Raw genomic sequence first — 25,018 nt, 5'->3', positions numbered from 1 at the left:
CGCGGCGCGCTGATCAAACCGCGTTGGGATTGTCCAAATCAATGCGCAGCGCGCGAATACGGGCGCGTTGGCCAGCGATGATATGGTCTTGCATCGCAGTTTCTGCGGCTTCACCGTCCCGCCTTGTCAGCGCTTCTAAGATTGCTTGGTGTTCGAGGATCGCATTTTGATACCTTTCGGGGTCTGCGAGCGTTGTGCGCCCCAAAATCAACATGGCTTTCTGCAGATTAAACATAGACTTGGTCAAAAAACGATTTTTAGCTGCATTGAGAAGCGCAAGGTGAAACTGCCGATTTAGGCGGGACGCTTCGGTACCTTCACCAACCTGAGCCAACATTTCACTGATTGCGCTGAGTTCGGCAATTTCGACGTCTGACGCTGCGCGTGCTGCCATGCGCGCTGCAGTGCATTCGAGCACTACGCGCATTTCGTAAAGTTCCATGACCTCAGAATAGTCCAGGCGTCGTATCGTTGCACCCACACGTGGCAAATGCGTGACCAGCCCATCTGCCTCGAGCAGTCGAATGGCTTCGCGCACCGGCGTGCGGCTGATGTTGAAACGTTTGGCGAGCTCTGTCTCTCGGAGCCGATCCCCAGGGGAAAGATGGCCGTCCCGAATTTCATTGAGAAGCGCGCTGTATGCGGAGTTTCCATGCAGTCCTTCCAGTGGCATCGGTGTGTCCATTTCGCGCTCCGGCTTGCCTGACCTTGTCAAATTGCATCCAAATGTATACAGGTGGATTCGTCGCGTCAATCAGATTAGGAAGACCCATGCCCAATATGCGCTTGCGCGCTTTCACTTTCGTGGTGGCTGTGATCGGGACAGTGTTGTTTAGCCTATTGGGATTGCCTTTGCCGTTTCTGTTTGGGCCGATGTCGGCCTGTCTTGTCGCGGCCCTTTTGGGGGCACGTTTGACGGGATTTGGACAGGTGACAGCAGGCGCGCGTACCATCCTTGGTGTTGCGGTGGGCACATCCATCACGCCAGACGTAGTTGCAGAACTGCCCAGCATGGCGGGAAGCCTTGTCTTGGTGCCGATTTACATCGCTGTCATCGGATGTGTTGGCGTGCCGTTCTTCCGCAGTGTGTGCAAGTTTGATGGAGCCACGGCTTACTACGCGGCGATGCCTGGTGGATTGCAGGACATGATCCTGTTTGGGCAAGACGCCGGCGCCGATACGCGGGTTCTTTCGTTGCTCCACGCGACACGGGTGTTGGTGATCGTCACCTTGGCGCCGATTTTGTTGATCTCGTTCTATGATGTCAGCTTTTCCAACCCAATCGGGGAGCCGGCTGCAGACATCGAGCTGAAAGAACTCGTGTTGATGGCGGGGGCAGCCTGGTTTGGTTGGAAAGGCGGCGAACGGATCGGCCTCTTTGGCGCGAGCATTTTAGGGCCATTGATTGTTTCAGCTGTCTTGACGTTGAGCGGGTTTATCCATTCTCGACCTCCGGCCGAAGCAATTTTGGCGGCGCAATTCTTTATTGGTGTGGTGATTGGCGTGCATTATGTCGGTGTCACGCTTGGTGAGCTGAAGTCTGTGGTGCTCTCAGGGCTCGCATTCATGGTGGTGCTTGCGTTTGTGGCCGCTAGTTTTGCCGAATTGGTGACAGTATTGGGGTTGGCGCCATCTATGGAAGCCTTTTTGGCTTTTGCGCCCGGTGGTCAGGCAGAGATGACAATCCTAGCCATCGTGACTGGTGCGGATCTTGGATTTGTCATTGCGCATCATCTGACAAGAATAGTGGTGGTGATCGTGGGGGCACCGCTTGCCGCTCGCGTATTGCGCAAAATTTTTGGCGATTAACAAGTTATGCGATAACCATCTATGTGAATTGGAGAATTCTGCATTTAATTTAAGGTGTCTGATGAATACTGTGCGCCTGCGCAGCTAACGAGGTCGCAATGCCACAGATTTCCCAGCCAGCAATGGAATTCGACCCGCACGGGTCGGCCTTTGCAGCAGATCCCTATCCCAGCTATGCCGCTATGAGGGCGCTTCAGACCCCATTTTATTATGAAGAAATTGACACATGGATGCTGACGCGGATGTCAGATGTTGAGGCGGTCGCGCTCAACAAAACCATGTTGCGCAACAACGAAGCCTTCATTGGTGAAAAAGAGCGGCAACGCCAAAAACGGGCGATCAATTTTCATGACATGCCCTACCATGAGCGTTTTGTTCAGGTGAATCTCCTTGAAAGCGAGGGGGAAACCCACAGCCGCTTGCGCAAGGTGGTGTTTCGGGAGTTCACCCCCGCCATGATTTCGAAGCAGCGCGACGCCATTCAAAGCTTTGTTGACCGCCTTTTGAACGAGTTGAGTGATCAAGACGAAGTTGATTTTGTCGGGGAGTTTGCCGCGCATGTACCCGGGCACATCATTGGCCGCATGCTGGGCGTTCCGGATGAGGATTGCCCGTTGTTGCGCCACTGGTCAGAGGAAGTTGTCCGTTATTTTGACCCTGGTCGCGGAGACGCTGACAAACAGCGTGCGGAGCAGGCAACCAAGGAATTCTATGAGTATCTGCTCGCGCTTTTGGACACTCGGGAGAAAGCGCCGCAAGATGATCTTCTGTCACGTTTGGTCAGCCATCGTGATGAAGGGCGGCTTAGCCAAGACGAATTGATTTCGACCGCAATGCTAATCCTAATGGCGGGACATGGGTCGACGATCGATGTGCTTGGCAGCGGAATGCATGCCTTGCTGAAGTTCCCCGATCAGCATGATCGCCTGCGTGCAGACGGCTCACTTATGAAAACGGCGGTGCAAGAGATGTTCCGCTTTGAATCGCCTTTGCCATTTTTTCATCGGTTCGCCACGGAAGACTGCGAAGTGGGCGGCATGCGCTTCCCCGCAGGGACACGATTTGGCTTGCTTTATGGTGCCGCAAATCGTGATCCAGACCGTTTTGAACAGCCTGACACATTCGACGTCGCGCGCGCGCCGAACCGGCATATGGCATTTGGGGGCGGCGGGCATTTTTGTCTGGGAAATCACCTGGCACGCTTGGATATGGATGTGATTTTCTCGACCCTGAACGCACGATTTGCAACGATCGAATTGGCCGAGGCAGCGCCGGAATACAAACGCGGCCTCTCAGTGCGTGGGCCTGAGGCGCTGCGCGTCCATTGGCAGCGCCGCTAAGTTCAGACGGAAAGACAGAATCTGATGATCACAGTCACTTTTTTAGAAGCCAGTGGAAATCGTATCGAGGCACATGCGAATGCTGGCGATACGCTTATGCAAGCCGCAGTTGGTGCTGGCGTTGAAGGTATTGCTGCGGAATGCGGTGGGGCAGGGGCCTGTGGGACATGCCACTGCGTGCTGCCGCAAGACTGGTTTGATCGCATGCCAGCACCAAATAGCGACGAAACTGACATGCTTGACTTCGTAATCGATCCTCAACCAACCAGCCGACTGAGCTGTCAGGTGTCGATTGGCGAAAATATGGACGGGATGGAAGTTCAAGTACCGGACACCCAAATCTAAAGACACCTAATGACTACGACCACCGAAGACTACAAAATTTACTTTGCGTCAGAGCAAGGTAGCGACGCCGTTTGGCCCTACAGCGTGCCCGTGGGTGGCAGAACTTTGGCGCACCATAACAGTGACATGGTGCGCCGAAATTATAATGAGCACGTATTGATCTACACGCTTTCCGGGGAAGGCCATGTAGACATCGGCGATACGCGGTTTTTGGCAAAAGCTGAGACCCTTGCCTGGATAGATACAGCGCGGGCTTATGCGCATGGGGCAGGTGCGACCGCGCCTTGGCGCTATGTTTGGCTGTCAATCAGAGGTCAGGGAATCGATCGACTTTTTGACCGCTTGGGTTTCGCGTCCAATCCGATTGCACCGAAGCTTGCTTCGGTCGCGGGGTGCTTTGAAAACATTCTACATGAATTGTCGGCAGAAGCCGTTGGGGAAAGTGCTCAGATAAACGCGGAAGTGGCGCAGATTCTGGCTGCATTGTCTGCAAGTCGGCACGCTGCCATTGGGTCTGTCAAAGATGAACCTATGGCGGAACTGAAGTCTCATCTGCGTCGTGACCTGCAGAAGGCGTGGCGCATTCCGGATTTGGCACAGATAACCGGCTTGAGCCATTCTCAACTTTTCAGAAGGTTTCGTGATGAGGCGGGTGTAAGCCCAATTGTATGGCTGCGGCGCGAGCGGATGGCCGTTGCCGCCTATCTGTTGCGCAGTACTGACGAGCGGGTGGCCCAGATCGCGATACGGTGCGGCTACCCGGATCCGTTCCATTTCAGCCGGGACTTTAAGCTGGAAAAGGGGTGTGCGCCGCGCAACTACAGGTCTAAGTATCGGGCGTGAGCGACACGCTCGATGCTTAGACAAGAATGGTTTCACCCACCAGTGTGGCTCATGTGGCGCGACATTTGACCGTCCACTTTTTGACGTGAATAGTCAAAGTCATGGCCCTTGGGTTTCAGGGCGATGGCAGCACGGATCGCATTTTCCAGTGCTGCGTCACTTTCACTGCCGCGCAGTGGCGCGCGCAGGTCAGCCATATCTTCTTGGCCAAGGCACATGTAAAGCTGCCCTGTGCAGGTCAAACGTACACGGTTGCAGCTTTCGCAGAAATTATGCGTCATCGGCGTTATGAAGCCAATTTTCTGACCGGTCTCTTCCAATCGTACATAACGGGCCGGCCCCCCCGTGCGCTCGGCAAGATCGGTGAGCGTATAACGCTCAGCAAGGCGCGCGCGCAGGTCTTTGAGCGACCAGTATTGATCGAGGCGGTCTTCGTTTCCCAAGTCGCCCATGGGCATCACCTCAATCCAGGTCATATCCATGTCGCGAGAGGCACACCATTCCGCGAGGGTGAAGAGCTCGTCTTCGTTGAAGCCTTTGAGGGCAACCGCGTTGAGCTTGATCCGAAGTCCAGCCGCTTGAGCGGCGTCTATACCGCGCAAAACCTGCGGCAGACGGCCCCAACGTGTGATATCTGCGAATTTGCCTTCGTCAATGGTATCAAGCGACACATTCACACGGCGAATGCCACAAGCATAGAGCTCTTCCGCGAAGCGTTCGAGTTGCGATCCATTGGTTGTTAGTGTGAGCTCTTTCAGAGCGCCGCTGTCCAGATGACGCTTCATGCTTTTGAAGAACGTCATAATATCGCGGCGCACCAGTGGCTCACCACCAGTGATCCGCAATTTTTCCACCCCCAATCGCACGAACGTGGAACACATGCGGTCCAACTCTTCGAGGGTCAACAGTTCTTTCTTTGGCAGAAACGTCATGTTTTCTGCCATGCAGTAGACACAGCGAAAGTCGCAACGGTCGGTCACTGAAACGCGCAGGTAGTTCACAGCGCGGTGGAACGGATCAATCAATGGAGCTGTCATAGGAGAAAGTTAATCATGACACTGCGCCAGAGCAAGGGCGGCGAAAGTCGTAAAGGTAACTTTTCGCCGCATTTTTTTTGATGCCGAAAACTTTAGGCTAAGTACTTTGCGGCCTCTTTGACGGCAAAGGGCTGCATCCTGTCTCCGTGGAGTTCCAGAAAACTTCGAACGCGTGTTTCGTCGTGTTTGGAGAGATCGCGCAGCCACCACGCAACGGATTTTTGAATGAACCAGTCCTGATCTTCGACATAGCCCGCTGCCCATTGCAAAATACGGTCACGCGCGTCCAGCTCGGCTGGCTTTGGGTTGTTCTGTTTGGTCCAGGGAAGGGTGATCACCAACGCCGCGCGGCGGGTCCACATATGATCAGAGGTGGTCCAGCTTTCAACGGTATCGAGCCGGTCTGGATTTGCCGTAAGTCGACGTTGTCCTGCCATGCAAGCATGGTCTGCAATCGCCCAGCTGTCAAAGTCTGGCACCCACGAACAAATCAAATCCCATGCCGTCTCATCAGGTCGCAGGCGCGCTTGTGTAAGCAGTTTTGCAGCCACAATACGCGCCTCAAAGATGTCGGTTTCCCACAGGGCTTTGGCCAGCGATACGCGGGTTTCTACGTTAAACGTTTGCCGCCAAGCTTTGGCAAGGTCATTTAGTGCGGGATTTGAAATCCCCAACACTTCCCGCGTTTGCTTGTGGTAGGCGCGCATCCCATCTGCGCGTCCCGGTTCAATCAGCGCACGGAGGTCTCTGAGGGCGTCGTCCAGCGTCATTCTACGGTCACAGACTTGGCGAGATTTCTTGGCTGATCTACATCGGTGCCTTTGGCAACCGCCGTATGATAGGCTAGCAGTTGCGCAGGGACAGCATAAAGGATGGGGGACAATACAGGCGAAACCTGAGGCATCTGAAGGGTTTCCCAAGCGCCCTCAGCGGCGTCTTGCATGCCTTTGGAATCCGAAATCAACAGCACCTTGCCAGCGCGGGCCATAACCTCCTGCATGTTGGAGATCGATTTATCAAACAGCTCATCATGCGGAGCCAGCACCACAACAGGGACTTGTTTGTCAATCAGAGCGATTGGGCCATGTTTCAGCTCGCCAGAAGCGTAAGCTTCAGCATGAATATAACTGATTTCCTTCAGTTTCAGCGCCCCCTCCAGCGCCAGCGGGAACATGCGGCCGCGTCCCAAAAATAGAATATCGCGCGCTTCCGCCAGTTTGCCAGCCACAGCCGCAACCTGCGCTTCGCTACCAAGCGCTTGATTGATGAGGCCAGGTACGCCACGCAGCTCGGTGAGATGTGTTGACAGCTCCGCATCGGACAGTTTGCCTCGATCATGAGCGGCCTTCAGGGCCAGCATCAAAAGCACGGTTAATTGGCAGGTAAACGCTTTTGTGGAGGCCACGCCGATCTCTGCGCCTGCCAGAATTGGCAGGACCAGATTGCTTTCACGGGCGATGGAACTCTCTGGCACATTCACAACTGAGACGATCTGTTCCGCTTTCCCGCTCATGTAGCGCAGGGCGGCCAAGGTGTCTGCGGTTTCGCCCGACTGTGAAACAAACAACGCAACGGTGCCGCTGGTGACAGGAGGTTCGCGGTAACGGAATTCCGATGCCACATCAACTTCGACAGGCAAACCAGCGATTTGCTCAAACCAATATTTGGCGGTCACACAGGCATAGTATGCGGTGCCGCACGCAACCATGGTGAGACGGTCGACCTTGGTGAAATCCAAGCCCTGATCAGGCAAAGCCACCGATTTTCCGTCTTTTGAAAGGTAATGATCAATCGCCTGACCGAGCACAGTGGGCTGTTCAGCGATCTCTTTGGCCATAAAGTGTTTGTGCAAGCCTTTGTCGACCTGCGCTTGATCCACGTTGATGACTTTTTGTTCTCGTGTCACCTCTGTGCCGGCTTCATCGCGGATCACCAGAGAAGTTCGGCTCAATACCGCGCTGTCGCCTTCTTCCAGATATGTGATCTGATCGGTCAAAGGGGCCAGAGCGATTGCATCGGAGCCTACGTACATTTCACCATCGCCATGGCCGATTGCCAGCGGAGAGCCTTTGCGCGCTGCAACGATCAAGTCATCTTCACCAGAAAACAAAAACGCCAACGCAAATGCACCGTCTAGGCGAGAAAGCGTTTTGAGCGCGGCCTCAACAGGTTGCATCCCTGTATTCATGTACATTTGCGTCAGAAGAGCGACTGTCTCTGTGTCTGTTTCCGTGACAAAGGAAAACCCATCGTTCGCTAATTCTTCACGCAGCTCGCGGAAGTTTTCGATGATACCATTGTGCACAACAGCCACAGGCCCAGCTTGGTGCGGGTGCGCATTTACCACAGAGGGAGCACCATGGGTGGCCCAACGTGTATGGCCAATGCCAGACTTCCCGCGGAGAGGTTCGTGCACCAGCAAGTCGGAGAGATTCACGAGCTTTCCAACTGCGCGACGACGTTCCAGCGTGCCATCGTTTACGGTTGCAATGCCTGCGCTGTCGTAGCCGCGATATTCGAGCCGTTTAAGGGCTTCAACGAGAATAGGGGCCGCTTCGTGACTGCCGAGAACACCAACGATTCCACACATTACTTGCTCTCCAATGTCTGTTTTTGTTTCTTTTTCTTTAACAATTCGAACAATTTTCGGGCAACACCGGGTTTGTTGACTTGATCGGCACGTGCTAGCGCGAGAGCCGTGTCAGGAACATCCTTGGTGATGACAGATCCAGATCCGGTCATCGCCTCGTCACCAACAGCAACTGGCGCGACCAACATTGTGTTGGAGCCGATAAAGGCGCGATTTCCGATGGTGGTGTGATGTTTCATGACACCATCGTAGTTGCAGGTGATGGTGCCTGCGCCAATGTTGGTCGCGGAGCCCAAAGTGGCGTCACCGATATAGGACAGGTGGTTGACTTTGGTGCCTTCGCCAATTTCGGCGTTTTTGATTTCCACAAAGTTACCGATGTGGGTGTTTTCTGAGAGCTCCGCGCCGGGGCGCAGGCGAGCGTAGGGGCCGACGGCCGCGCCGCGAGAGACATGACATCCTTCAAGATGCGAAAAAGCGCGAATGCGCGTGCCGCTTTCTACGGTCACGTTGGGGCCGAAATAGACATTCGGCTCAATCACGGTGTCCCTGCCAATTACGGTGTCAAAAGACAGCATGACCGTCTCGGGTTGTTGCAATGTGACGCCAAGGTCGAGCAGCTCTGCGCGGGCACTTTTCTGAAAAATACCTTCAGCTTCAGCGAGCTGAGCGCGAGAGTTGATGCCCAGCGTCTCCGCCTCATCACAAGAAACAGCCGTGACATTCAGCCCTTTTTCACGTGCGAGGCCGACGATGTCAGTGAGGTAGTATTCACCTTGCGCATTGTCAGACGAAATTGCGCTGATCAGATCAAAGAGTGTTTTGCTTTCAACAAGCATCACCCCTGAATTGCAGAAAGTGACCGCGCGCTCATCTGTGGAGGCATCTGCAAACTCGACAATCCGCTCAAGCTGATCGCCATTCATAATCAAGCGGCCGTATTTTCCGGGATCTGCAGCGTCAAAACCAAGCACAACAACTGCGTTCCGCTCTTTGGCTGCGACCATGTTTTCGAGGGTTTCAGCGCGTACAAATGGTGTGTCTCCGAAGAGGACAATCACATCACCTTCAAAATCAGCGAGGGCCTCTTGGCACATATCCACAGCGTGCGCCGTGCCGTTTTGCTCTTCCTGCAGAACCACTTCGGCCTCAGGATCAAATTCAGAAACTTCTTTCGCAACCAGATCCGCTCCGTGGCCTGCAACAACCAACGTTTTTTCTGGAGACAGGGCCTGGCCAGCTTGCATGGCGTGGATCAACATCGGCGCGTTTGCAATCGGGTGAAGCACCTTGGGCAGATCCGAATTCATCCGTGTGCCTTTGCCCGCGGCCAGGATGATGAGGGCTATGCTCATTTGTTTTCTCTTTGAATTTCGATTGTGCCCGTTTTATCCGAGTGCTGGAAGGGTGCAAGGGTGACAAGCTTCAATTCAGGTTGCGCCTTGTAACAGCCATTGGCGATAACTCGCGCATCTGAAGAGGGCAAGTGTATGAAAACCGTCATTTTTGATCTGGATGGAACGCTGGCGGATACCAGCGGAGACTTGATTGCTGCGGCCAATTTTTGTTTCCGGGAGATGGGATACGGAGACGTGCTTTGGCCAGAAACCGACGCGGGAGTAGCCTTGCGGGGTGGCCGACGTATGCTCACTGAGGGGCTTAAGCGCGTGGGGGCGCTGGATGAGGCAACCATAACAGCATATTATCCGGTTTTGCTCGAAGCTTATGGCGGCGCTATTGCAGAACATACACTGCTTTATGATGGTGCAATGGAGGCGGTCGCGCAGCTGTCAGCGCAGGGGTATGGCGTGGGGATTTGTACGAACAAGCCAGAAGGACTGGCGCAGCAACTGTTGGAGGCTCTGGGCGTGCGAGACGCTTTTGGCGCGTTGGTTGGGGCGGACACTCTGCCGGTGCGAAAGCCTGATCCAGCGCCACTTGCCGAGACTGTGCGGCGTTTGGGCGGGCATCCCGCCAAGACCCTGCTGGTCGGGGACAGCGACACAGACCGCAACACTGCAAAAGCTGCTGGGGTGCCGAGCGTATTGGTGACATTTGGCCCGAGTGGGGAGGACATGGCGGCGCTTGAGCCAGAGGCGCTTTTGCATGACTTCGCGTCTCTGCCACAGGTGGTTGAGACGCTTCTGGCTGATCCGGTTGGGTGATTGCAGCCGCCTGTGAACTTGCGTAATGCTGATGTGACGCGACCTGTGTGGAGGCCATGATGAGCGAAGTGTTTAAGGGCAATTTCACCCAGCAAGAACCGATTTCAGAAGAGGCGATTGCCGCTGCAGTTGACGTGATGCGCACAGGTCGTTTGCATCGCTACAACCTATCTGAGGGTGAAGTAGGTGAGGCCTCTCTCTTAGAGCAAGAGTTTGCGCAGAGTGTAGGTGCCAAATTCTGCATTGCCGTTGCATCTGGCGGGTATGCGATGGGGTGCGCGTTGCGCGCCATGGGCGTTGGTGCTGGAGACAAAGTGCTGACGAATGCCTTTACTCTTGCACCAGTACCAGGCGCTATTGCCAGCGTCGGCGCTGTGCCAGTGTTTGTGGGCGTGACCGAGGGGTTGGTGATTGATCTGGATGATCTGGAAACCAAAGCGGACCAAGCTGATGTACTAATGCTGTCACACATGCGGGGCCATATCTGTGACATGGATGCGCTGATGGCGATTTGCGCCCAGCACAATATCCGCGTGATCGAGGATTGCGCACACACAATGGGCGGCAGCTGGCGTGGTGTCCCATCGGGGCGCTTTGGGCAGATGGCGTGTTATTCGACGCAGACCTACAAGCACATGAACTCGGGCGAAGGCGGCCTGCTGATCAGTGACGACGCTGAGCTGATGGCGCGGGCCACGATTTTGTCGGGCAGTTACATGCTTTATGGGCGCAATGGGGCCGTGCCCGAGGCGGAAGTCTTTGAACGCGTAAAGTATGACACACCCAATGTCTCGGGCCGTATGGATCATCTGCGTGCCGCGATATTGCGCCCGCAGTTGCGTAAACTTTCTGACAGCGTGGCGGCCTGGAATGCGCGCCACGATGTGATCTTGGATGGGCTGCGCGAAACGCCTGGGCTGACCGTTGTGGAACGGCCTGAAGGCGAAGGCTATGTGGGCAGCTCGATCCAGTTTTTGTTGTTGGATTGGTCGGTCGATAAAATCAACGCCGTGCTCAAGCGATGTTTGGCACGGGGCGTTGAGTTGAAGTGGTTTGGCGGCGCTGAGCCCGTGGCCTTCACATCCCGCTACGACAGTTGGCGCTATGCCCCGAGCGCACCAATGCCGAAATCTGACCGGATCCTGAAGGGGATTGTGGATATGCGCATCCCGCTGACGTTTTCGCTTGAGGATTGCGCACTGATTGCGCGGATCATCAAGGCAGAAGTTGGTGCAGTGTTTCAGTCGGGCTGATGGGTGCCGGGTGAGCGCAGGACGGAAGCCCTGCGCACTTTTGACCGATTTGGTGTCTGGAGCGAAGCGGCTTAAAGGATGTCCAGAACAGCTTCTGGTGGGCGTCCAATTGCCGCTTTGCCGTTTGTAAGCACAATTGGACGCTCGATCAGGATCGGGTTTTCTGCCATTGCGGCGCGCAATGTCGCGTCATCGTCAGACTTGTTGAGACCCAGCTCGGCGAAGCGCTTTTCTTTGGTGCGCATCATCTCGATGGCTTTGAGGCCCAAGAGCTTCTGAACTTCCGCGAGTTCATCTGCGCTGGGCGCGTCTTCGAGATAGCGCCGCACTGTGACGTCGCCCTGTTCTTCAACAAGGGCGAGTGTCTGGCGCGATTTGGAGCAGCGCGGGTTGTGCCAGATGGTGATCATAGCCAGTCCTTTCGTTTGCTTCCAACCGCGTCTGCGACATTGGCAAAGCCATCGCGTTGCAGCAGCGCGTCCAATTCCCGCACGATTGTTTCAGCAAGGGAGAACCCGCCGTAGACAAGCGCTGTATAGAGCTGCACGGCAGAGGCGCCGGCGCAGATCTTGGCGTAGGCTTGGTCCGCGGACCCTATGCCACCAACCCCGATCAAAGGCAGGGCACCCTCTGTCAGTTCTGACAGACGTGCGAGCACTTGGGTGGACTTTTCAAAGAGCGGCGCGCCAGACAGGCCCCCTGCCTCAGCCTTGTGCGGGCTGCTGAGCCCATCGCGAGAAAGTGTCGTGTTGGTTGCAATAATCGCATCAACGCCTGTTTCCTGCGCAACTTCGGCGATCTCGCCCAGTTCGACATCGCTGAGATCCGGGGCGATTTTGAGGAAGACTGGGATCTTCCGATCCAATGCGTCGCGGGTGTCCATCACGCCGCTCAAAAGCGCGGAGAGGGCGGCTTTGCCCTGCAAATCACGCAGCTTTTCTGTGTTGGGTGAGCTGACATTGACTGTTGCAAAATCGAGATGCGCGCCGCAATGCGCCAGTACGCGTGCGAAGTCTTCTGCACGGTTTTCGCTATCTTTATTGGCGCCAAGGTTGAGGCCGATGACAGCGTCTTTGGGGCGGTTGGCAAGGCGCGCGCCGATGGCTTCCATGCCATCGTTGTTAAAACCAAAGCGATTGATCGCTGCTTTGTCTTCGCTCAGTCGAAACAGCCGCGGTTTGGGATTGCCGGGCTGTGGCCGAGGTGTTGCGGCGCCGACTTCGACAAAACCAAATCCAGATTTGGCAAGGCCAGACAGTGCAGTGGCGTTTTTGTCAAACCCTGCGGCAAGTCCAACGGGGTTTGGAAGCGAAATTCCGGCAACTTCGGTGCGCAGGCGCGCTGAGGATATTTGCCCCGGCGCATTTGCCACACCCATTTGCAAAGCGCGGATAGCCAAACCGTGGGATGTTTCCGGGTCAATGCTGCGCAGGGCCTTCATGCCCAGTTTTTCAAGAATGTTGCCGTTGGTCATGATATGGTTCCCGCTGGAAACTGATGGGTGCCGTCCACGAGTGGCAAAGGCTGTGCCCAAGTCACATCAGACAGCCGGAATTCTCGATAGAGATGCGGGAATAAAGCGCCGCCGCGAGAGACTTCCCACTTCAGCTCATCTCCAAGGCTGTCAGCTTCAACAGCGATCAGGAATAGGTCGTCCTCTCCGGCGAAGTGTTTGGCGGCGGTTTCCGCAGCCTGTTCCGCTGTCGAGAAATGGACAAAGCCATCGGCAACATCCACGGGGGCGCCTGCCGTGTGGCCATCGGCGCGCAGAGTGGCCCATTCTTCGGCCCGAAAAATCTTGAAAATAAGCATGGCTTGCTCATGCAACGGGCGGGGCGTGAGGTCAAGCTATAGAGCTTTTGTTAAACCTTTGACATAGGTGTGCCTTAGGCGGCACGATATTGATTGAATGGTAAAAATGAGAAGGGATTCTCCATGATCGCGCGTTTGATGACAGGGGCCGCAGCGCTCGCCGTAACCGCTGGTATGGCAGCTGCCGACTACACTTTGCACATTGTTCACATCAACGATCTGCACAGCCGTATTGAGCCGATCAACAAGTATGACTCGACCTGCAAGGCTGAGGACAATGCAGAGGGCAAATGCTTTGGTGGCTATGCCCGTGTGGCGACCAAGATTGCCGAACTGCGCGAGGAGTTGGCTGGTCAGAACCTTGTGGTTCTGGACGCAGGCGATCAGTATCAAGGCTCTCTGATGTACACGACCTACAAAGGTGACGTGGAAATCGAGATGATGGAGAAGATCGGTTTTGACGCCATGGCCGTGGGCAACCACGAGTTTGATGATGGTCCCGAAGGGCTGCTTAAACTGGTTGAAGGCGTGTCTTTCCCGGTGATTTCCGGCAACCTTGATGTCTCTCAATCCGATGTGCTGGCTGGCAAAGTGACCAACCATGTGGTGCTGGACGTTGGCGGTGAAAAGGTTGCCATCATTTCCGCGCTGGCCACGGACACGGCTGAAACCTCAAGCCCCGGCGAAGCAGTGATCTTCCAGGACGAGATTGAAGCCCTGCAGGCAGATGTGGATGCGCTGACCGCGGAAGGCGTGACCAAGATCATCGCGCTGAACCACGTGGGCGTGAATAAAGATATGGAGATTGCAGGCGCGGTGTCTGGCGTGGATGCGGTGGTGGGTGGGCATTCTCACACCAAATTCTCCAACACCGAAGAAGGCGCGATGGCTTATCCAACCATGGTTGGCAACGTGCCGGTGGTACAGGCCTATGCTTATTCCAAATATGTTGGCCACCTGACCCTGACCTTTGACGACGCGGGCAATGTAACCGCTGCAACCGGTGACACCATTTTGCTCGACGCCTCTGTGGCGGAAGATCAGGACATCGTGGCGCGCGTGGCGGAGCTGGCTGGCCCAATCGAAGAGATGAAGTCACGTGTTGTCGCCTCGACCGATGCGGCGATTGATGGCGACCGTGGATCCTGCCGGGCAGGCGAGTGCGCCATGGGCAATCTGGTCGCAGGCGCGATGCTGGATCGTGTGAAAGATCAAGGCGTTGAAATTGCAATCCAAAACGGTGGCGGTCTGCGGGCGTCCATCGACGCGGGCGAAGTAACCATGGGTGAGGTGCTCACGGTGCTGCCATTCCAGAACACTCTGTCCACCTTCCAGGTGACCGGCGAAACCATTGTGGCCGCTTTGGAGAACGGTGTGAGCCAAATCGAAGATGGCGCAGGCCGCTTCCCGCAGGTGGCGGGTATGACCTTCAGCTTTGATGCCGCCGCAGACGCAGGCAGCCGCATCAGCGACGTGATGGTTGGCGGTGCGCCGATTGATCTCGACAAAGTGTATGGCGTTGTGTCCAACAACTATGTGCGCAACGGTGGCGATGGCTACAAAATGTTCCGCGACGCTGAAAACGCCTATGACTATGGCCCGGATTTGGCGGATGTGACCGCAGAGTATCTGGCCAAGAATGGCGCGGGGGCTGCGGCACTGGATGGTCGTATCAGCAAAAAGTAAGCGCCTGATTGCTTGACGTTTCTAACCCCCGCCGGGAAACTGGCGGGGGTTTTGCTTTGAGGTCGTTATGGATCATCCGCTGATCGATCTGATCAATCAGAAAATTCGCGAAGCGGAGGAGGCTGGCGAATTTGACAATCTGGCAGGGGCGGGAAAGCCTTTGCCGAAGGAAGAAGATCCAGAAAATGCTCTGATCAACCGGCTGGTGAAAGAAAGCGGTGGCGTGCCTGAGTTTGTGTCACTGTCCCGGGAACTGGCGAAGCTGCGGGAGGAGCTGCGCGATACGGGCGACCGCACCAAGCGGCGCGAGATCATGAAGGACATGTCCATGATGGAAGCGCGGATTGATGTGGCGCGAAAGGCCCATCGCTGATGTGTGGGCGCGTGGCGGTCACCTTGCCAAATGACGCCATGGCGCAGATGTTTGCGGCGTCCCCGGCCAATGATCTGCCCGAGGTGCCAAATTACAATGTCTGCCCGACCACTCAAATTCACGTGGTTTTGGCTGGCGTTGATGCGGGGCGCAAGCTGGTCTCCATGCGGTGGGGCTTTCTGCCCAGCTGGTACAAAGCCCCGAATGATGGCCCCTTACTGATCAACGCGCGGGCAGAAACCATCGCAGAAAAACCTGCCTTTCGAGCGGCTTGCCGAGAGCGGCGCTGTCTGATTCCGGTGACGGGGTTTTATGAATGGACAAAGGATTCCGATGGCACACGCTGGCCTTGGTACATTCATGGTTCAGAGACTTTGGCCCTCGCGGGCGTTTGGCAGGAGTGGGGCGTTGAACGTGAGCGCATCGCAACCTGTGCGGTTGTCACCACAGCTGCCAATGAATCTATGTCCCAGATCCATCATCGTATGCCGGTGGTCATTGATGAAGAGGATTGGGGGCTTTGGCTTGGCGAAAAGGGACACGGTGCCGCGACTTTGATGAAGTCTGCGGCTGAGGATCTCTTGTCCTTTCATCAGGTGGATCGGGCGGTGAATTCAAATCGCGCTTCTGGACCGGAGTTGATTGAACCGTTTTAGTGATATCTCCGAACCCCGTGTTGTTCACGCGCCATTTTCAAGAAAAGCGCAACAGTCCTTCAGCTCTGCGTAGCGTCCTTGTCCATTGGCCTCGTGGATGAGTTTGGTGATGATGCAGGCAAGACTAACGTTGGAGGGTTGTCATGACCAAAGCGCCGTATTTTGCTCCGCAAGGAGGGTTGCCGCCGCAGACACAGCTGCTGACGGATCGCGCAATGTTCACCGAGAGTTTTGCTGTCATCCCCAAAGGCACGTTGACAGATATCGTCACCTCCAATCTGCCGTTTTGGCGGGACACACGGGTGTGGGTCATTGCACGCCCGATGTCAGGATTCAGTGAGACATTTTCGCATTACATCGTGGACGTTGCACCCGGCGGCGGCAGCGACAAGCCTGAACTTGAGGCCGGCGCACAGGGCGTTGTGTTCGTGGTGGAAGGCGAGGTATCTTTGTCCATTGAGGGCACAGATCATACGTTGTCTGAAGGCGGTTATGCCTATCTTCCGGCCGGATGTGACTGGCGTTTGAGCAATCGGTCTGAGAAAAACGCCAAGTTCCACTGGATTCGCAAGCTTTATGAAGCGGTTGACGGGATCGATGCGCCAGAGGCCTTTGTCACCAGCGATGCGGACACCCCCATTCGGCATATGCCGGATACCGATGGCGCCTGGGGCACCACACGGTTTGTGGACCCCGACGACATGCGCCATGACATGCACGTCAATATCGTGACCTTTGAGCCTGGGGGGGTGATCCCATTTCTTGAGACACATGTGATGGAACATGGGCTCTATGTGCTTGAAGGCAAAGCCGTTTATAAGCTCAATCAGGATTGGGTGGAGGTCGAGGCCGGTGATTACATGTGGCTGCGCGCCTTCTGCCCGCAGGCGTGTTACGCGGGTGGCCCCGGCAAATTCCGTTATCTGCTGTACAAAGATGTCAACCGCCACATGAAGCTGCGTTAAGAGTGCGTATGGGGGGATGATGTCCGTGCGCCCCGCTGATAGCGTTAACGCGCACGGCCATGTCGCTTTTGTGCATTTTTAGGGGTGGCAATTGGGGGGCAAACTCGGTCAATTGGCGTTTCAAGGACTCGCAGGACCAAAGAATGACCGCAGATCGCACCCGCATTTTTATCAATGGGTTTGGCCGTATTGGCCGCACCCTGTTGCGTATTCTGTCAGATGGCCAGCATCGCGACATTGAAATTGTCGGGATCAACGATATCGAGCCGCTGGAAACCTGCGCTTATCTGTTTGAATACGATAGCGTTTACGGCGCTTATCGCGGCACGGTTGAGGTTCACGACAGCGCGTTGGTGGTTGATGGCCAACCTATCCCGTTTCACGCGCAAAGTGATCTGAGTACGCTCGATCTGAGCTCCGTTGATGTGGTGTTGGAATGTACTGGTATGGCAGGCACCCGCGCGATCGCCGAGCGGGGGCTGGCCGCTGGCGCGCAGGCCGTGTTGATCTCTGGTCCGTCAGATGAGGCGGACGTGACGGTTGTGCTCGGTGCCAACGATTCCGACCTGCAGGATCAGGTGATCGTTTCCAATGCCTCCTGCACCACCAATGCGCTGGCCCCTTTGATGCAGGTGCTGGATGTGGAATATGGGCTGATTTCTGGCCACATGACCACAGTGCATTGTTACACAGGAAGCCAGCCGACGGTGGATAAGCCTCGCGGTGATCTTGCGCGTAGCCGGGCGGCGGCTTTGTCTATGGTGCCAACGACCACTTCGGCACAGCGCATGATTGATCGCGTGCTACCGCATTTGAAGGGGCGGGTCGAAGCGCGGGCGATCCGTGTGCCGACCGCCAGCGTGTCCGCGATTGATCTGACAATACAGACAGAGCGGGCTGTGACAGCTGATGCTGTGAACGCTCTGCTGCGGCAAGAGGCTGAAAAGAATGGTATTTTAGGGTGGACGCGTACGCCGTTGGTCTCCACCGACCTGCGGGCGCGGCCAGAATCCCTGATTGTGAGTGAGCGAGAAACCAGTGTTTCCGTAGGCGGGCTGCTGCGCGTCTTTGGCTGGTACGATAACGAATGGGGCTTTTCCAACCGTATGCTGGAAATGGCCCGCTTGATGGGGCGGCGGTCAGCCGCGCGAGGGGACTTGGGAGACAAGAAATGACAAATACAAAAGACCATGATCGCGCCCGTGAGGCAGCGCTGAAGTATCACGAGTTTCCAAAGCCCGGTAAGCTGGAAATTCGCGCAACCAAACCCATGGCGACGGGGCGTGATCTGAGTCTGGCCTATAGTCCAGGTGTGGCAGAAGCTTGCCTTGAGATTGAAAAGACCCCTTCGGATGCAACGCGTTACACGTCCAAGGGCAATCTTGTTGCGGTGATTTCGAATGGTACGGCCGTCTTGGGCCTTGGCAATATTGGCGCACAGGCCAGTAAGCCGGTGATGGAAGGTAAGGCGGTTCTGTTCAAGAAATTCGCCGGGATCGACTGTTTTGACATTGAGGTAAACGAGCCGGATCCGGAGAAACTTGCCGATCTGGTGTGCCGTCTGGAGCCGACCTTTGGCGCGGTGAACCTTGAGGACATCAAGGCCCCAGATTGCTTCCTTGTTGAACGTCTTTGCAAAGAGCGGATGAACATTCCGGTGTTCCATGACGATCAGCATGGCACCGCGATCGTGGCTGCGGCTGCGGCTTATAACGCCTTGATTGTTGCCAAGAAAAACGTTGAAGACATCAAGGTTGTGGCGCTGGGCGCGGGGGCGGCGGGGATTGCCTGCCTCAAGATGCTGATGACCATGGGTGTGCAGCATGAGAACATCCTGATGCTGGACAGCAAAGGCGTGGTGCACAAACAGCGCAACGACCTGACGCCAGAGAAGGCCGAATTTGCGCAAGCCACTGAAAAGCGGACAACAATGGAAGCTATGGAAGGGGCGGATCTGTTCCTAGGCGTGTCCGGTCCGGGCTTGTTGACCAAAGAGATGGTTGAGCAGATGGCGGACAATCCGATCATCTTTGCGCTGGCCAACCCAACGCCTGAAATCATGCCGGAGGAAGCCCGTGCGGCGGCGCCTGGGGCGCTGATTGCCACGGGGCGGTCGGACTACCCGAACCAGGTCAACAACGTGCTCTGCTTCCCCTTCATCTTCCGGGGGGCGCTGGACGCTGGTGCGACGGAAATCAACGATGCGATGAAGCTCGCCTGTGTGGAAGCGATTGCCGGTCTCGCACGAGAAACCACCAGCGCGGAAGTGGGGGTTGCCTATCAAGGAGAGACCCTGACATTTGGCCCTAACTACCTGATTCCAAAGCCGTTTGATCCACGTCTCTTGCCGACGATTGCGGTGGCTGTGGCCCGTGCCGCGATTGAGTCTGGTGTGGCGACCAAGGATCTGGATCTGCATGCTTATGAAGACAAGCTGCAGGCACAGGTGTTCCGCTCCTCGATGATCATGCGCCCTGTTTATGAAGCGGCCAGCATGTCCCGCCGTCGCATCATCTTTGCAGAGGGCGAGGATGAGCGGGTGCTGCGCACAGCGCAGACCATGCTGGAAGAAACGGTGGACACGCCGATTCTGATCGGACGCCCCGAAGTTGTCGAGCATCGCCTTGAAAAGGCTGGATTAAAAATCAAACCTGGCGTGGATTTTGAGCTCATCAACCCAGAGCAGGATGAGCGCTATCGTGACTATTGGACGACCTACCACGCCAAGCTGCGTCGCCAAGGGGTGAGCCCGGACAGTGCGCGGGCGATCCTGCGCACGAACAGCACGGCGATTGCGGCGATTGCGGTGGACCGTGGGGATGCGGACAGCATGATCTGTGGCACCTTTGGGGAGTATCGCTGGCACCTGCGCTATGTGACAGAAGTGTTGAAAAACAAAGAGTTGAACCCAATCGGGTCTTTGTCTTTGATCCTTCTGGACAAGGGGCCTTTGTTCCTTGCGGACACCCACATTCACATCGAACCGACCGCCGATCAGGTTGCGCAAACGGTTGTGGCAGCAGCGCGGCACGTGCGGCGCTTTGGGGTGGATCCGAAGATTGCGCTGTGTTCGGGGAGCCAGTTTGGCAACCTTGACAGCCACTCTGGCCGGGTGATGCGCGGGGCGCTGGATGTGCTGGACCAAACCGAGCATGACTTTGAATATGAAGGAGAAATGCACACTGATGCGGCGCTGGATCCAGAGCTGCGGGAGCGTCTGTTCCCCGGTGGGCGGCTCAACGGCAAAGCCAATGTGCTGGTCTATTCCAACACCGATGCGGCGGGCGCGACCCGCAACATTCTGAAATCGGTGGCCGATGGTCTGGAAGTGGGGCCGATCCTGATGGGCATGGGCAACCGGGCGCATATTGTGACACCCTCCATCACGGTACGCGGCCTGCTGAACATCGCGGCGCTGGCCGGCACAGAGGTGTCGACCTACGGCTAAAAGCGAAAAATTTCGCCACACGCAACAGCCCTCGTTAACCATGGTTTTCGGGGGCTGTTTTGCGTCGGTATCCCGTCGGTATTGCGGAGGTGCGATTTTCGGGCCGCGCGAAAGGTGAAGGCAACGTGCGGTGCGGGGCGCAACGGCTGTACCTTATGGCCCGGAACAAGGGCGCAGCCTGCCGGGCCAGCGCACGACCGCCGCGAGGGCCTGCGCTTTTGGTTGGCGGATTGGCAGGTTGATGAAACTGAATGCCCTTGGCTGGCATAAAGGGACAGATTGGTGCGGTGGAAGCGCACACCTGCGGTCGTTCGCTGGCCTTGATCAGAGCGGCCAGAACACCAGAATGGCGGGGATGGACACGGCGACCACCAAGATCTCCAGAGGCAGCCCCATGCGCCAGTAGTCGCCAAAGCTGTAGCCGCCGGGGCCGAGGATCAGCGTGTTGTTCTTATGTCCGATTGGCGTGAGGAAGGCAGAGGAGGCCGCAACGGCCACCGCCATCAGGAACGGATCGGCGGAGACACCGAGCGCCTGCGCCATCTGGATGCCAACTGGCGCAGCGACGATGGTGGTGGCGGTGTTGTTGAGCACATCAGACAGCGTCATGGTCACGAGCATCAACACCGTCAGCACGGCCCAAGCGGGCAGACCGGCGGTGAGGCTGACAAGGCTGTTGGCGATCAGGGCCGTGCCGCCGGAGCTGTCGAGCGCGGCCCCAAGCGGGATCATGGATCCCAGAAGCACGACCACGGGCCATTCGACGTGATCATAAAGTTCCGAGATCGGCACGATCTTGGCGAGCACATAGGCGACCACCACCAGACCCAATGCGATGGGCAGGTAGATCAGCCCGAATGAGGCGGCGGCGACCGCGCCCACAAAAAGGCCGATGGCAAGCCACATCTTGCTGTTGGCTGTGACCACAAGCCCGCGGTCCGCCAGCGGCAGGCATCCGAGCCAGTCGGTGACATCCGGGCCGCGGTCCTTGTGGACGAGGATCAGGAGGATGTCGCCGGGTTGCACCACGGTTTTGCGGATCTGGCTGCGGATGCGACGGCCTTCGCGGGAGATGCCCATGAGCACCGCCCCCTGTCGCCACGCAAGGCCGAGCGCGGCAGCGGTTTTACCTGCGATGCGGGCGGTTTCGGGCACCACCACCTCTATGATGTCGAGACCTTCGCCAGCCGCGTTGAGCTGTTCTTCGCGTTTTTCGTCTGAGAAGTTCAGCGAGAGCGCGGCGCGGAATTCATCCAGCGCGTCTGGGCTTGCCTCCAGCACCAATGCGTCGCCTTCCCGCAGCACGTTGTTGCGCGCGGTGCCGTACATGCGCTTGCCGCCGCGCATGAGGCCGAGAATCTGTACATCGGCATCTTCGGCATTGGGCTCAAGCTCGGCCAGACGTTTGCCGATGAGCTTGCTGTCTGCGGGGATGGTGAGTTCGGCGATGTATTGGCCAAGGTCGGAGACCTTTTTGCCCGCGTCTTCGCGATCCGGGATCAGGCGCCAGCCTATGAGGGCGACAAACAGCAGGCCTGCGATGGCGGTGAGGCCGCCGACAGGGGCGAAATCAAACATCTTGAAGGGCGCGCCAAGAGCATCCTCGCGGATCGAGGCGATGATGATGTTGGGCGGTGTGCCGATGAGCGTGGCCATGCCGCCAAGGATGGTGGCAAAGGACAGGGGCATGAGCGATTTGGCTGGGCTGCGGCCCGCCTTGCGCGCGGTTTGGATGTCCACCGGCATCAGCAGGGCAAGGGCTGCGACATTGTTCATGAAGGCTGATAGCACCGCGCCGATGGCACCGATGATGGCAATGTGGCTGCCTAACTTGCGGGCGCTGTCAACCAGCGTGCGGGTGATGAGGAACACCGCGCCGGAGCGCACGAGCCCTGCTGAAACAATCAGCACCAGCGCCACAATCAGTGTGGCGGGGTGACCAAAGCCGGAAAAGGCCTCTTTGGTGGGGACCACGCCAAGGACGACACCGAGGAGCAGAGCGGTGAAGGCCACCAGATCATAGCGAAACCGCCCCCAGAGCAGCATGACAAACACGCCGCCAAAGAGGGCAAAGAGGATGATCTGATCGGTGGTCATGAAAAGCGCCTGTGGTCAATGTGATGCAGATATCTCAACCGCAGGGAGCTGAGAAACGCAAGCGGCTTGCGGATTTTGGCTGCTCTGACGTATAGAGGCCCCTGATACAGAACATCTGCCATAACAGACCCGGAGGCGAACCATGGCCGGCCATAGTAAATGGGCAAACATTCAGCACCGCAAAGGGCGTCAGGACGCCGCGCGCTCCAAGCTGTTTTCCAAACTTTCCAAAGAGATCACCGTTGCCGCAAAAATGGGCGACCCGGATCCTGAGAAAAACCCACGTCTGCGTCTGGCTGTGAAAGAAGCCAAGAGCCAGTCCGTGCCAAAGGATGTGATCGAACGCGCGATCAAGAAATCCGTTGCCGGTGACGGGGACGACTATGAAGAAATCCGCTATGAGGGCTATGGCCCCAATGGCGTGGCGGTGATTGTTGAAGCGATGACCGACAACCGCAATCGGACCGCCTCTACCGTGCGCTCGACCTTCTCCAAGAATGGCGGCAATCTGGGCGAAACCGGCTCTGTGGGCTTCATGTTTGACCGCAAGGGTGAGGTGACCTACCCGGCCTCTGTGGGTGATGCGGATGCAGTGTTTGAAGCGGCCATCGAGGCGGGCGCTGAGGATGTGGAAAGCTCTGAGGATGGCCACATCATCTGGTGTGAAGACACGGATCTGAACGAGGTGTCCAATGCGCTGGAAGCGGCGCTGGGCGAATCTGACAGCACCAAGCTTGTGTGGAAGCCCACCACCACCACCGAGATGGATCTGGAAGGCATGCAGAAGCTGATGAAGCTGATTGATGCGCTGGAAGATGACGATGACGTGCAGCGTGTGACGGCAAACTTTGAAGCCTCTGACGAGGTGATGGAGCAGCTGTAAGCGCTTGCGCAGCTGATGACTTAAAGAGGCCCGCGGCATATGCTGCGGGCCTCTTTGTGTGCGGGGGCATTAGGGGGCGGTGATGACGCCACAGGCGATGCGCCCGCCGGAGCCGCCGATGGGCTGTGTGAAGTGGTCATCCGGGTTGGCGTGAATGACCAAAGTGGAGCCGTCTTCATCCAGCACTTTGCCCGCGCCCTGATCGAGCATCAGCAAGTTGGTGTAGAGTTCCACCTCGGCGGTGCCATCCGCGCCAACGATCAGGTTGGGCAGATTGCCCGCGTGTGGGCCATCAGAGTGAAAGAAACCGTGGGGCAGGTCACCGGGCATGATGTGACCATGGGCGCCTTTGAAGGTGTCTAGCGGGGTGCAGTCGCCAACCGCATGGAAGTGCATGCCATGTTTGCCCGGCGGCAGGCCCTGCACGGACAGAGACAACAGAATGCCGCGCGGGCCCTGCATGAAGTTGGCGGTGCCGATCTGCGCGCCCGCGTTGTTGATGATCTTGGCTTCGGCAGTGGCAGTGATCTGTGGGGCGTTGCCTGCTGTGGCCATCATGGCGGATGCAAGCATGGTCGCGGTGGTGGTGACGGTTGCGAGCAAGGTGTTTTTGTCAAAGCGCATCATAAGTTCCTTCGCGTTGGTGTCTGCGTGACAGGGTCGGATGAGGTGGCGGTTTTTGCTGGCCTCATGACAACAACGCGCTGGTTGGCGATTTTATGCAGATCTATTTTTGGGCGGACTTTGTCGATATGAGCTGCTGGCCGGCGACGCGGCGCACAGCCTGTGTGAGTGGGGCGAGGGCGGAGGCGAGCAGGCGGCTGGATTGCCAGAACAGCGGCGTGTCATAGGTGGTGTCCGGCAGAAGAGGCACCAGAGCGCCGCTGTCCAGATGCGGGCGGATCAGCGGCTCTGGGTTCATGCCCCAGCCAAGGCCCAGCAGGCAGGCTTCGACAAAGCCGGTGGAAGAGGGCAGGCGGTGGCTGGGCGGTGTTGGGCTGATGCCGAGATTTTGCGCCATCCAGATGTGTTGCAGGCGGTCTTTGGCGTCAAATATCAGGGTGGGCGCGGTGCTGAGCGCGTCGGCAGTGACGCCGCTTGCGAAATGGCGCGCGATATAGGCGGGGCTGGCGGTGGCGACGTAGCGCATCGCCCCAAGCGGGGTGCTGTCACAGCCCGCAATCGGGGCCTCATGGGCGGTGACGGCGGCGCCCACTTCGCCCCGGCGCAGCCAGTCAGCAGAGAAATCCTGATCATCCACCACCAGATCAAACAGCAGATCGGGCACTTGGGCCGCAGCGGTGAGGAACCATGTGGAGAGGCTGTCGGCGGTCACGGCGATGCGCAGGCGGGCGCTGCGCGGGGAGAGCGCTTTCAGATCGCGGGCCAATGCGCCTTCGAGCAGGCCGACCTGATCGAGATGTGCCGCCAGTCGGCGGCCGGTTTCGGTGCCCCGGCAGGGGTTGCCGCGCAGAACCAGAGGCATGCCCACGCGCTCCTCCAGCGTTTTCAGGCGCTGGGAAATTGCCGATTGCGTGACGCCCAGATCGGCGGCGGCGGCTTCAAAACTGCCGCTGCGCAGGATTGCGGCGAGGGCGGCGAGATGGGCGTAATCCAGCTGCATTAGATTTCCTAATGATAAAGCAGATGTTTTAATTTGAGTAATTTTGCCATGCCCCCTAGTCAATGCACAAGGTGACGCGAGACATGGAGACG

At 57.1% G+C, this 25,018-nt stretch carries 24 protein-coding genes; 13 read left to right on the top strand and 11 right to left on the bottom strand.

Annotation, left to right across the window (positions count from 1 at the left end; translation table 11 throughout):
* Positions 1–13: 13 nt before the first annotated feature.
* Positions 14–685: a GntR family transcriptional regulator gene (locus J7413_RS08855; protein ID WP_247743406.1), complete on the bottom strand. Its 672-nt coding sequence runs from the start codon at positions 683–685 to the stop codon at positions 14–16.
* Positions 686–780: 95 nt separating this feature from the next.
* Between J7413_RS08855 and J7413_RS08850 the strand changes: the two genes are divergently transcribed.
* The 4 genes from J7413_RS08850 to J7413_RS08835 all read left to right on the top strand — a co-directional run bounded on the left by J7413_RS08850 (position 781) and on the right by J7413_RS08835 (position 4,337).
* A complete protein-coding gene (locus J7413_RS08850; protein WP_247743427.1) occupies positions 781–1,809 on the top strand; it encodes an AbrB family transcriptional regulator in 1,029 nt (342 codons plus the stop codon).
* A 98-nt stretch (positions 1,810–1,907) separates the two neighbouring features.
* Positions 1,908–3,149: a cytochrome P450 gene (locus tag J7413_RS08845; RefSeq protein WP_247743405.1), complete on the top strand. Its 1,242-nt coding sequence runs from the start codon at positions 1,908–1,910 to the stop codon at positions 3,147–3,149.
* 24 nt (positions 3,150–3,173) lie between these two features.
* On the top strand, positions 3,174–3,494 hold the full coding sequence (locus J7413_RS08840; RefSeq protein ID WP_209097705.1) for a 2Fe-2S iron-sulfur cluster-binding protein: 321 nt from the start codon (positions 3,174–3,176) through the stop codon (positions 3,492–3,494).
* 9 nt (positions 3,495–3,503) lie between these two features.
* On the top strand, positions 3,504–4,337 hold the full coding sequence (locus J7413_RS08835) for an AraC family transcriptional regulator (protein ID WP_209097704.1): 834 nt from the start codon (positions 3,504–3,506) through the stop codon (positions 4,335–4,337).
* A gap of 32 nt (positions 4,338–4,369) precedes the next feature.
* On the opposite strand, the gene moaA is transcribed toward J7413_RS08835, so the two are convergent.
* From moaA to glmU, 4 genes are all read right to left on the bottom strand, one after another.
* Positions 4,370–5,374, bottom strand: a complete 1,005-nt coding sequence (gene moaA / locus J7413_RS08830) for a GTP 3',8-cyclase MoaA (protein WP_209097703.1) — start codon at positions 5,372–5,374, stop codon at positions 4,370–4,372.
* Positions 5,375–5,466: 92 nt separating this feature from the next.
* Entirely contained in the window at positions 5,467–6,144 is a 678-nt protein-coding gene (locus J7413_RS08825; protein ID WP_209097702.1) for a DNA alkylation repair protein, read from the bottom strand.
* Complete coding sequence (glmS, locus tag J7413_RS08820; RefSeq protein WP_209097701.1) at positions 6,141–7,964, bottom strand: glutamine--fructose-6-phosphate transaminase (isomerizing); 1,824 nt, start codon at positions 7,962–7,964, stop codon at positions 6,141–6,143. The genes J7413_RS08825 and glmS overlap by 4 nt, the downstream gene beginning before the upstream one ends.
* Positions 7,964–9,319 (bottom strand): bifunctional UDP-N-acetylglucosamine diphosphorylase/glucosamine-1-phosphate N-acetyltransferase GlmU, encoded by a 1,356-nt coding sequence (gene glmU, locus J7413_RS08815; RefSeq protein WP_209097700.1) that lies wholly within the window; start codon positions 9,317–9,319, stop codon positions 7,964–7,966. Before glmU ends, glmS begins: the two co-directional genes overlap by 1 nt.
* 135 nt (positions 9,320–9,454) lie before the next feature.
* On the opposite strand from glmU, the gene J7413_RS08810 reads away from it, so the two are divergent.
* Together J7413_RS08810 and J7413_RS08805 are read left to right on the top strand one after the other, a co-directional pair.
* On the top strand, positions 9,455–10,129 hold the full coding sequence (locus J7413_RS08810) for an HAD-IA family hydrolase (protein ID WP_209097699.1): 675 nt from the start codon (positions 9,455–9,457) through the stop codon (positions 10,127–10,129).
* A 59-nt stretch (positions 10,130–10,188) separates the two neighbouring features.
* Positions 10,189–11,382 carry an aminotransferase class I/II-fold pyridoxal phosphate-dependent enzyme gene (locus tag J7413_RS08805; RefSeq protein ID WP_209097698.1) on the top strand — a complete coding sequence of 398 codons (1,194 nt, stop codon included), beginning with the start codon at positions 10,189–10,191 and terminating at the stop codon, positions 11,380–11,382.
* A 71-nt stretch (positions 11,383–11,453) separates the two neighbouring features.
* Here the strand turns inward: J7413_RS08805 and arsC are convergent, their stop codons facing one another.
* Genes arsC through J7413_RS08790 form a run of 3 tightly spaced genes read right to left on the bottom strand, consistent with a single transcriptional unit; the run spans position 11,454 to position 13,194 of the window.
* Positions 11,454–11,792 (bottom strand): arsenate reductase (glutaredoxin), encoded by a 339-nt coding sequence (gene arsC / locus J7413_RS08800; RefSeq protein WP_209097697.1) that lies wholly within the window; start codon positions 11,790–11,792, stop codon positions 11,454–11,456.
* Positions 11,789–12,856 (bottom strand): quinone-dependent dihydroorotate dehydrogenase, encoded by a 1,068-nt coding sequence (locus J7413_RS08795; RefSeq protein ID WP_209097696.1) that lies wholly within the window; start codon positions 12,854–12,856, stop codon positions 11,789–11,791. Before J7413_RS08795 ends, arsC begins: the two co-directional genes overlap by 4 nt.
* On the bottom strand, positions 12,853–13,194 hold the full coding sequence (locus J7413_RS08790) for a DUF952 domain-containing protein (protein ID WP_209097695.1): 342 nt from the start codon (positions 13,192–13,194) through the stop codon (positions 12,853–12,855). Before J7413_RS08790 ends, J7413_RS08795 begins: the two co-directional genes overlap by 4 nt.
* 123 nt (positions 13,195–13,317) lie before the next feature.
* On the opposite strand from J7413_RS08790, the gene J7413_RS08785 reads away from it, so the two are divergent.
* From J7413_RS08785 to J7413_RS08760, 6 genes are all read left to right on the top strand, one after another.
* The gene (locus tag J7413_RS08785) at positions 13,318–14,880 is read left to right on the top strand and encodes a 5'-nucleotidase C-terminal domain-containing protein (RefSeq protein WP_209097694.1); all 1,563 of its coding nucleotides are present in this window, start codon (positions 13,318–13,320) and stop codon (positions 14,878–14,880) included.
* A gap of 67 nt (positions 14,881–14,947) precedes the next feature.
* Positions 14,948–15,253, top strand: coding sequence for a DUF1992 domain-containing protein (locus tag J7413_RS08780; RefSeq protein WP_209097693.1), 306 nt, complete (start codon positions 14,948–14,950; stop codon positions 15,251–15,253).
* On the top strand, positions 15,253–15,909 hold the full coding sequence (locus J7413_RS08775; protein WP_209097692.1) for an SOS response-associated peptidase: 657 nt from the start codon (positions 15,253–15,255) through the stop codon (positions 15,907–15,909). Before J7413_RS08780 ends, J7413_RS08775 begins: the two co-directional genes overlap by 1 nt.
* Positions 15,910–16,052: 143 nt before the next feature.
* Positions 16,053–16,874, top strand: coding sequence for a bifunctional allantoicase/(S)-ureidoglycine aminohydrolase (locus J7413_RS08770; RefSeq protein ID WP_209097691.1), 822 nt, complete (start codon positions 16,053–16,055; stop codon positions 16,872–16,874).
* A gap of 143 nt (positions 16,875–17,017) precedes the next feature.
* Positions 17,018–18,049, top strand: coding sequence for a type I glyceraldehyde-3-phosphate dehydrogenase (locus J7413_RS08765; protein ID WP_209097690.1), 1,032 nt, complete (start codon positions 17,018–17,020; stop codon positions 18,047–18,049).
* On the top strand, positions 18,046–20,322 hold the full coding sequence (locus J7413_RS08760) for an NADP-dependent malic enzyme (protein WP_209097689.1): 2,277 nt from the start codon (positions 18,046–18,048) through the stop codon (positions 20,320–20,322). Before J7413_RS08765 ends, J7413_RS08760 begins: the two co-directional genes overlap by 4 nt.
* 324 nt (positions 20,323–20,646) lie before the next feature.
* Here J7413_RS08760 and J7413_RS08755 read toward each other — a convergent pair whose 3' ends face one another.
* Complete coding sequence (locus tag J7413_RS08755; RefSeq protein ID WP_209097688.1) at positions 20,647–22,419, bottom strand: SLC13 family permease; 1,773 nt, start codon at positions 22,417–22,419, stop codon at positions 20,647–20,649.
* 142 nt (positions 22,420–22,561) lie between these two features.
* Between J7413_RS08755 and J7413_RS08750 the strand changes: the two genes are divergently transcribed.
* Positions 22,562–23,302, top strand: coding sequence for a YebC/PmpR family DNA-binding transcriptional regulator (locus J7413_RS08750; RefSeq protein WP_209097687.1), 741 nt, complete (start codon positions 22,562–22,564; stop codon positions 23,300–23,302).
* Positions 23,303–23,371: 69 nt separating this feature from the next.
* Here the strand turns inward: J7413_RS08750 and J7413_RS08745 are convergent, their stop codons facing one another.
* Complete coding sequence (locus J7413_RS08745; RefSeq protein ID WP_209097686.1) at positions 23,372–23,926, bottom strand: superoxide dismutase family protein; 555 nt, start codon at positions 23,924–23,926, stop codon at positions 23,372–23,374.
* A gap of 103 nt (positions 23,927–24,029) precedes the next feature.
* Positions 24,030–24,926: a LysR family transcriptional regulator ArgP gene (locus tag J7413_RS08740; RefSeq protein ID WP_209097685.1), complete on the bottom strand. Its 897-nt coding sequence runs from the start codon at positions 24,924–24,926 to the stop codon at positions 24,030–24,032.
* Positions 24,927–25,018: the final 92 nt, after the last annotated feature.

Source organism: Shimia sp. R10_1 (assembly GCF_017744095.1).
Lineage (GTDB): Bacteria > Pseudomonadota > Alphaproteobacteria > Rhodobacterales > Rhodobacteraceae > Shimia.
This window is presented reverse-complemented; position numbering and strand designations above follow the sequence as displayed.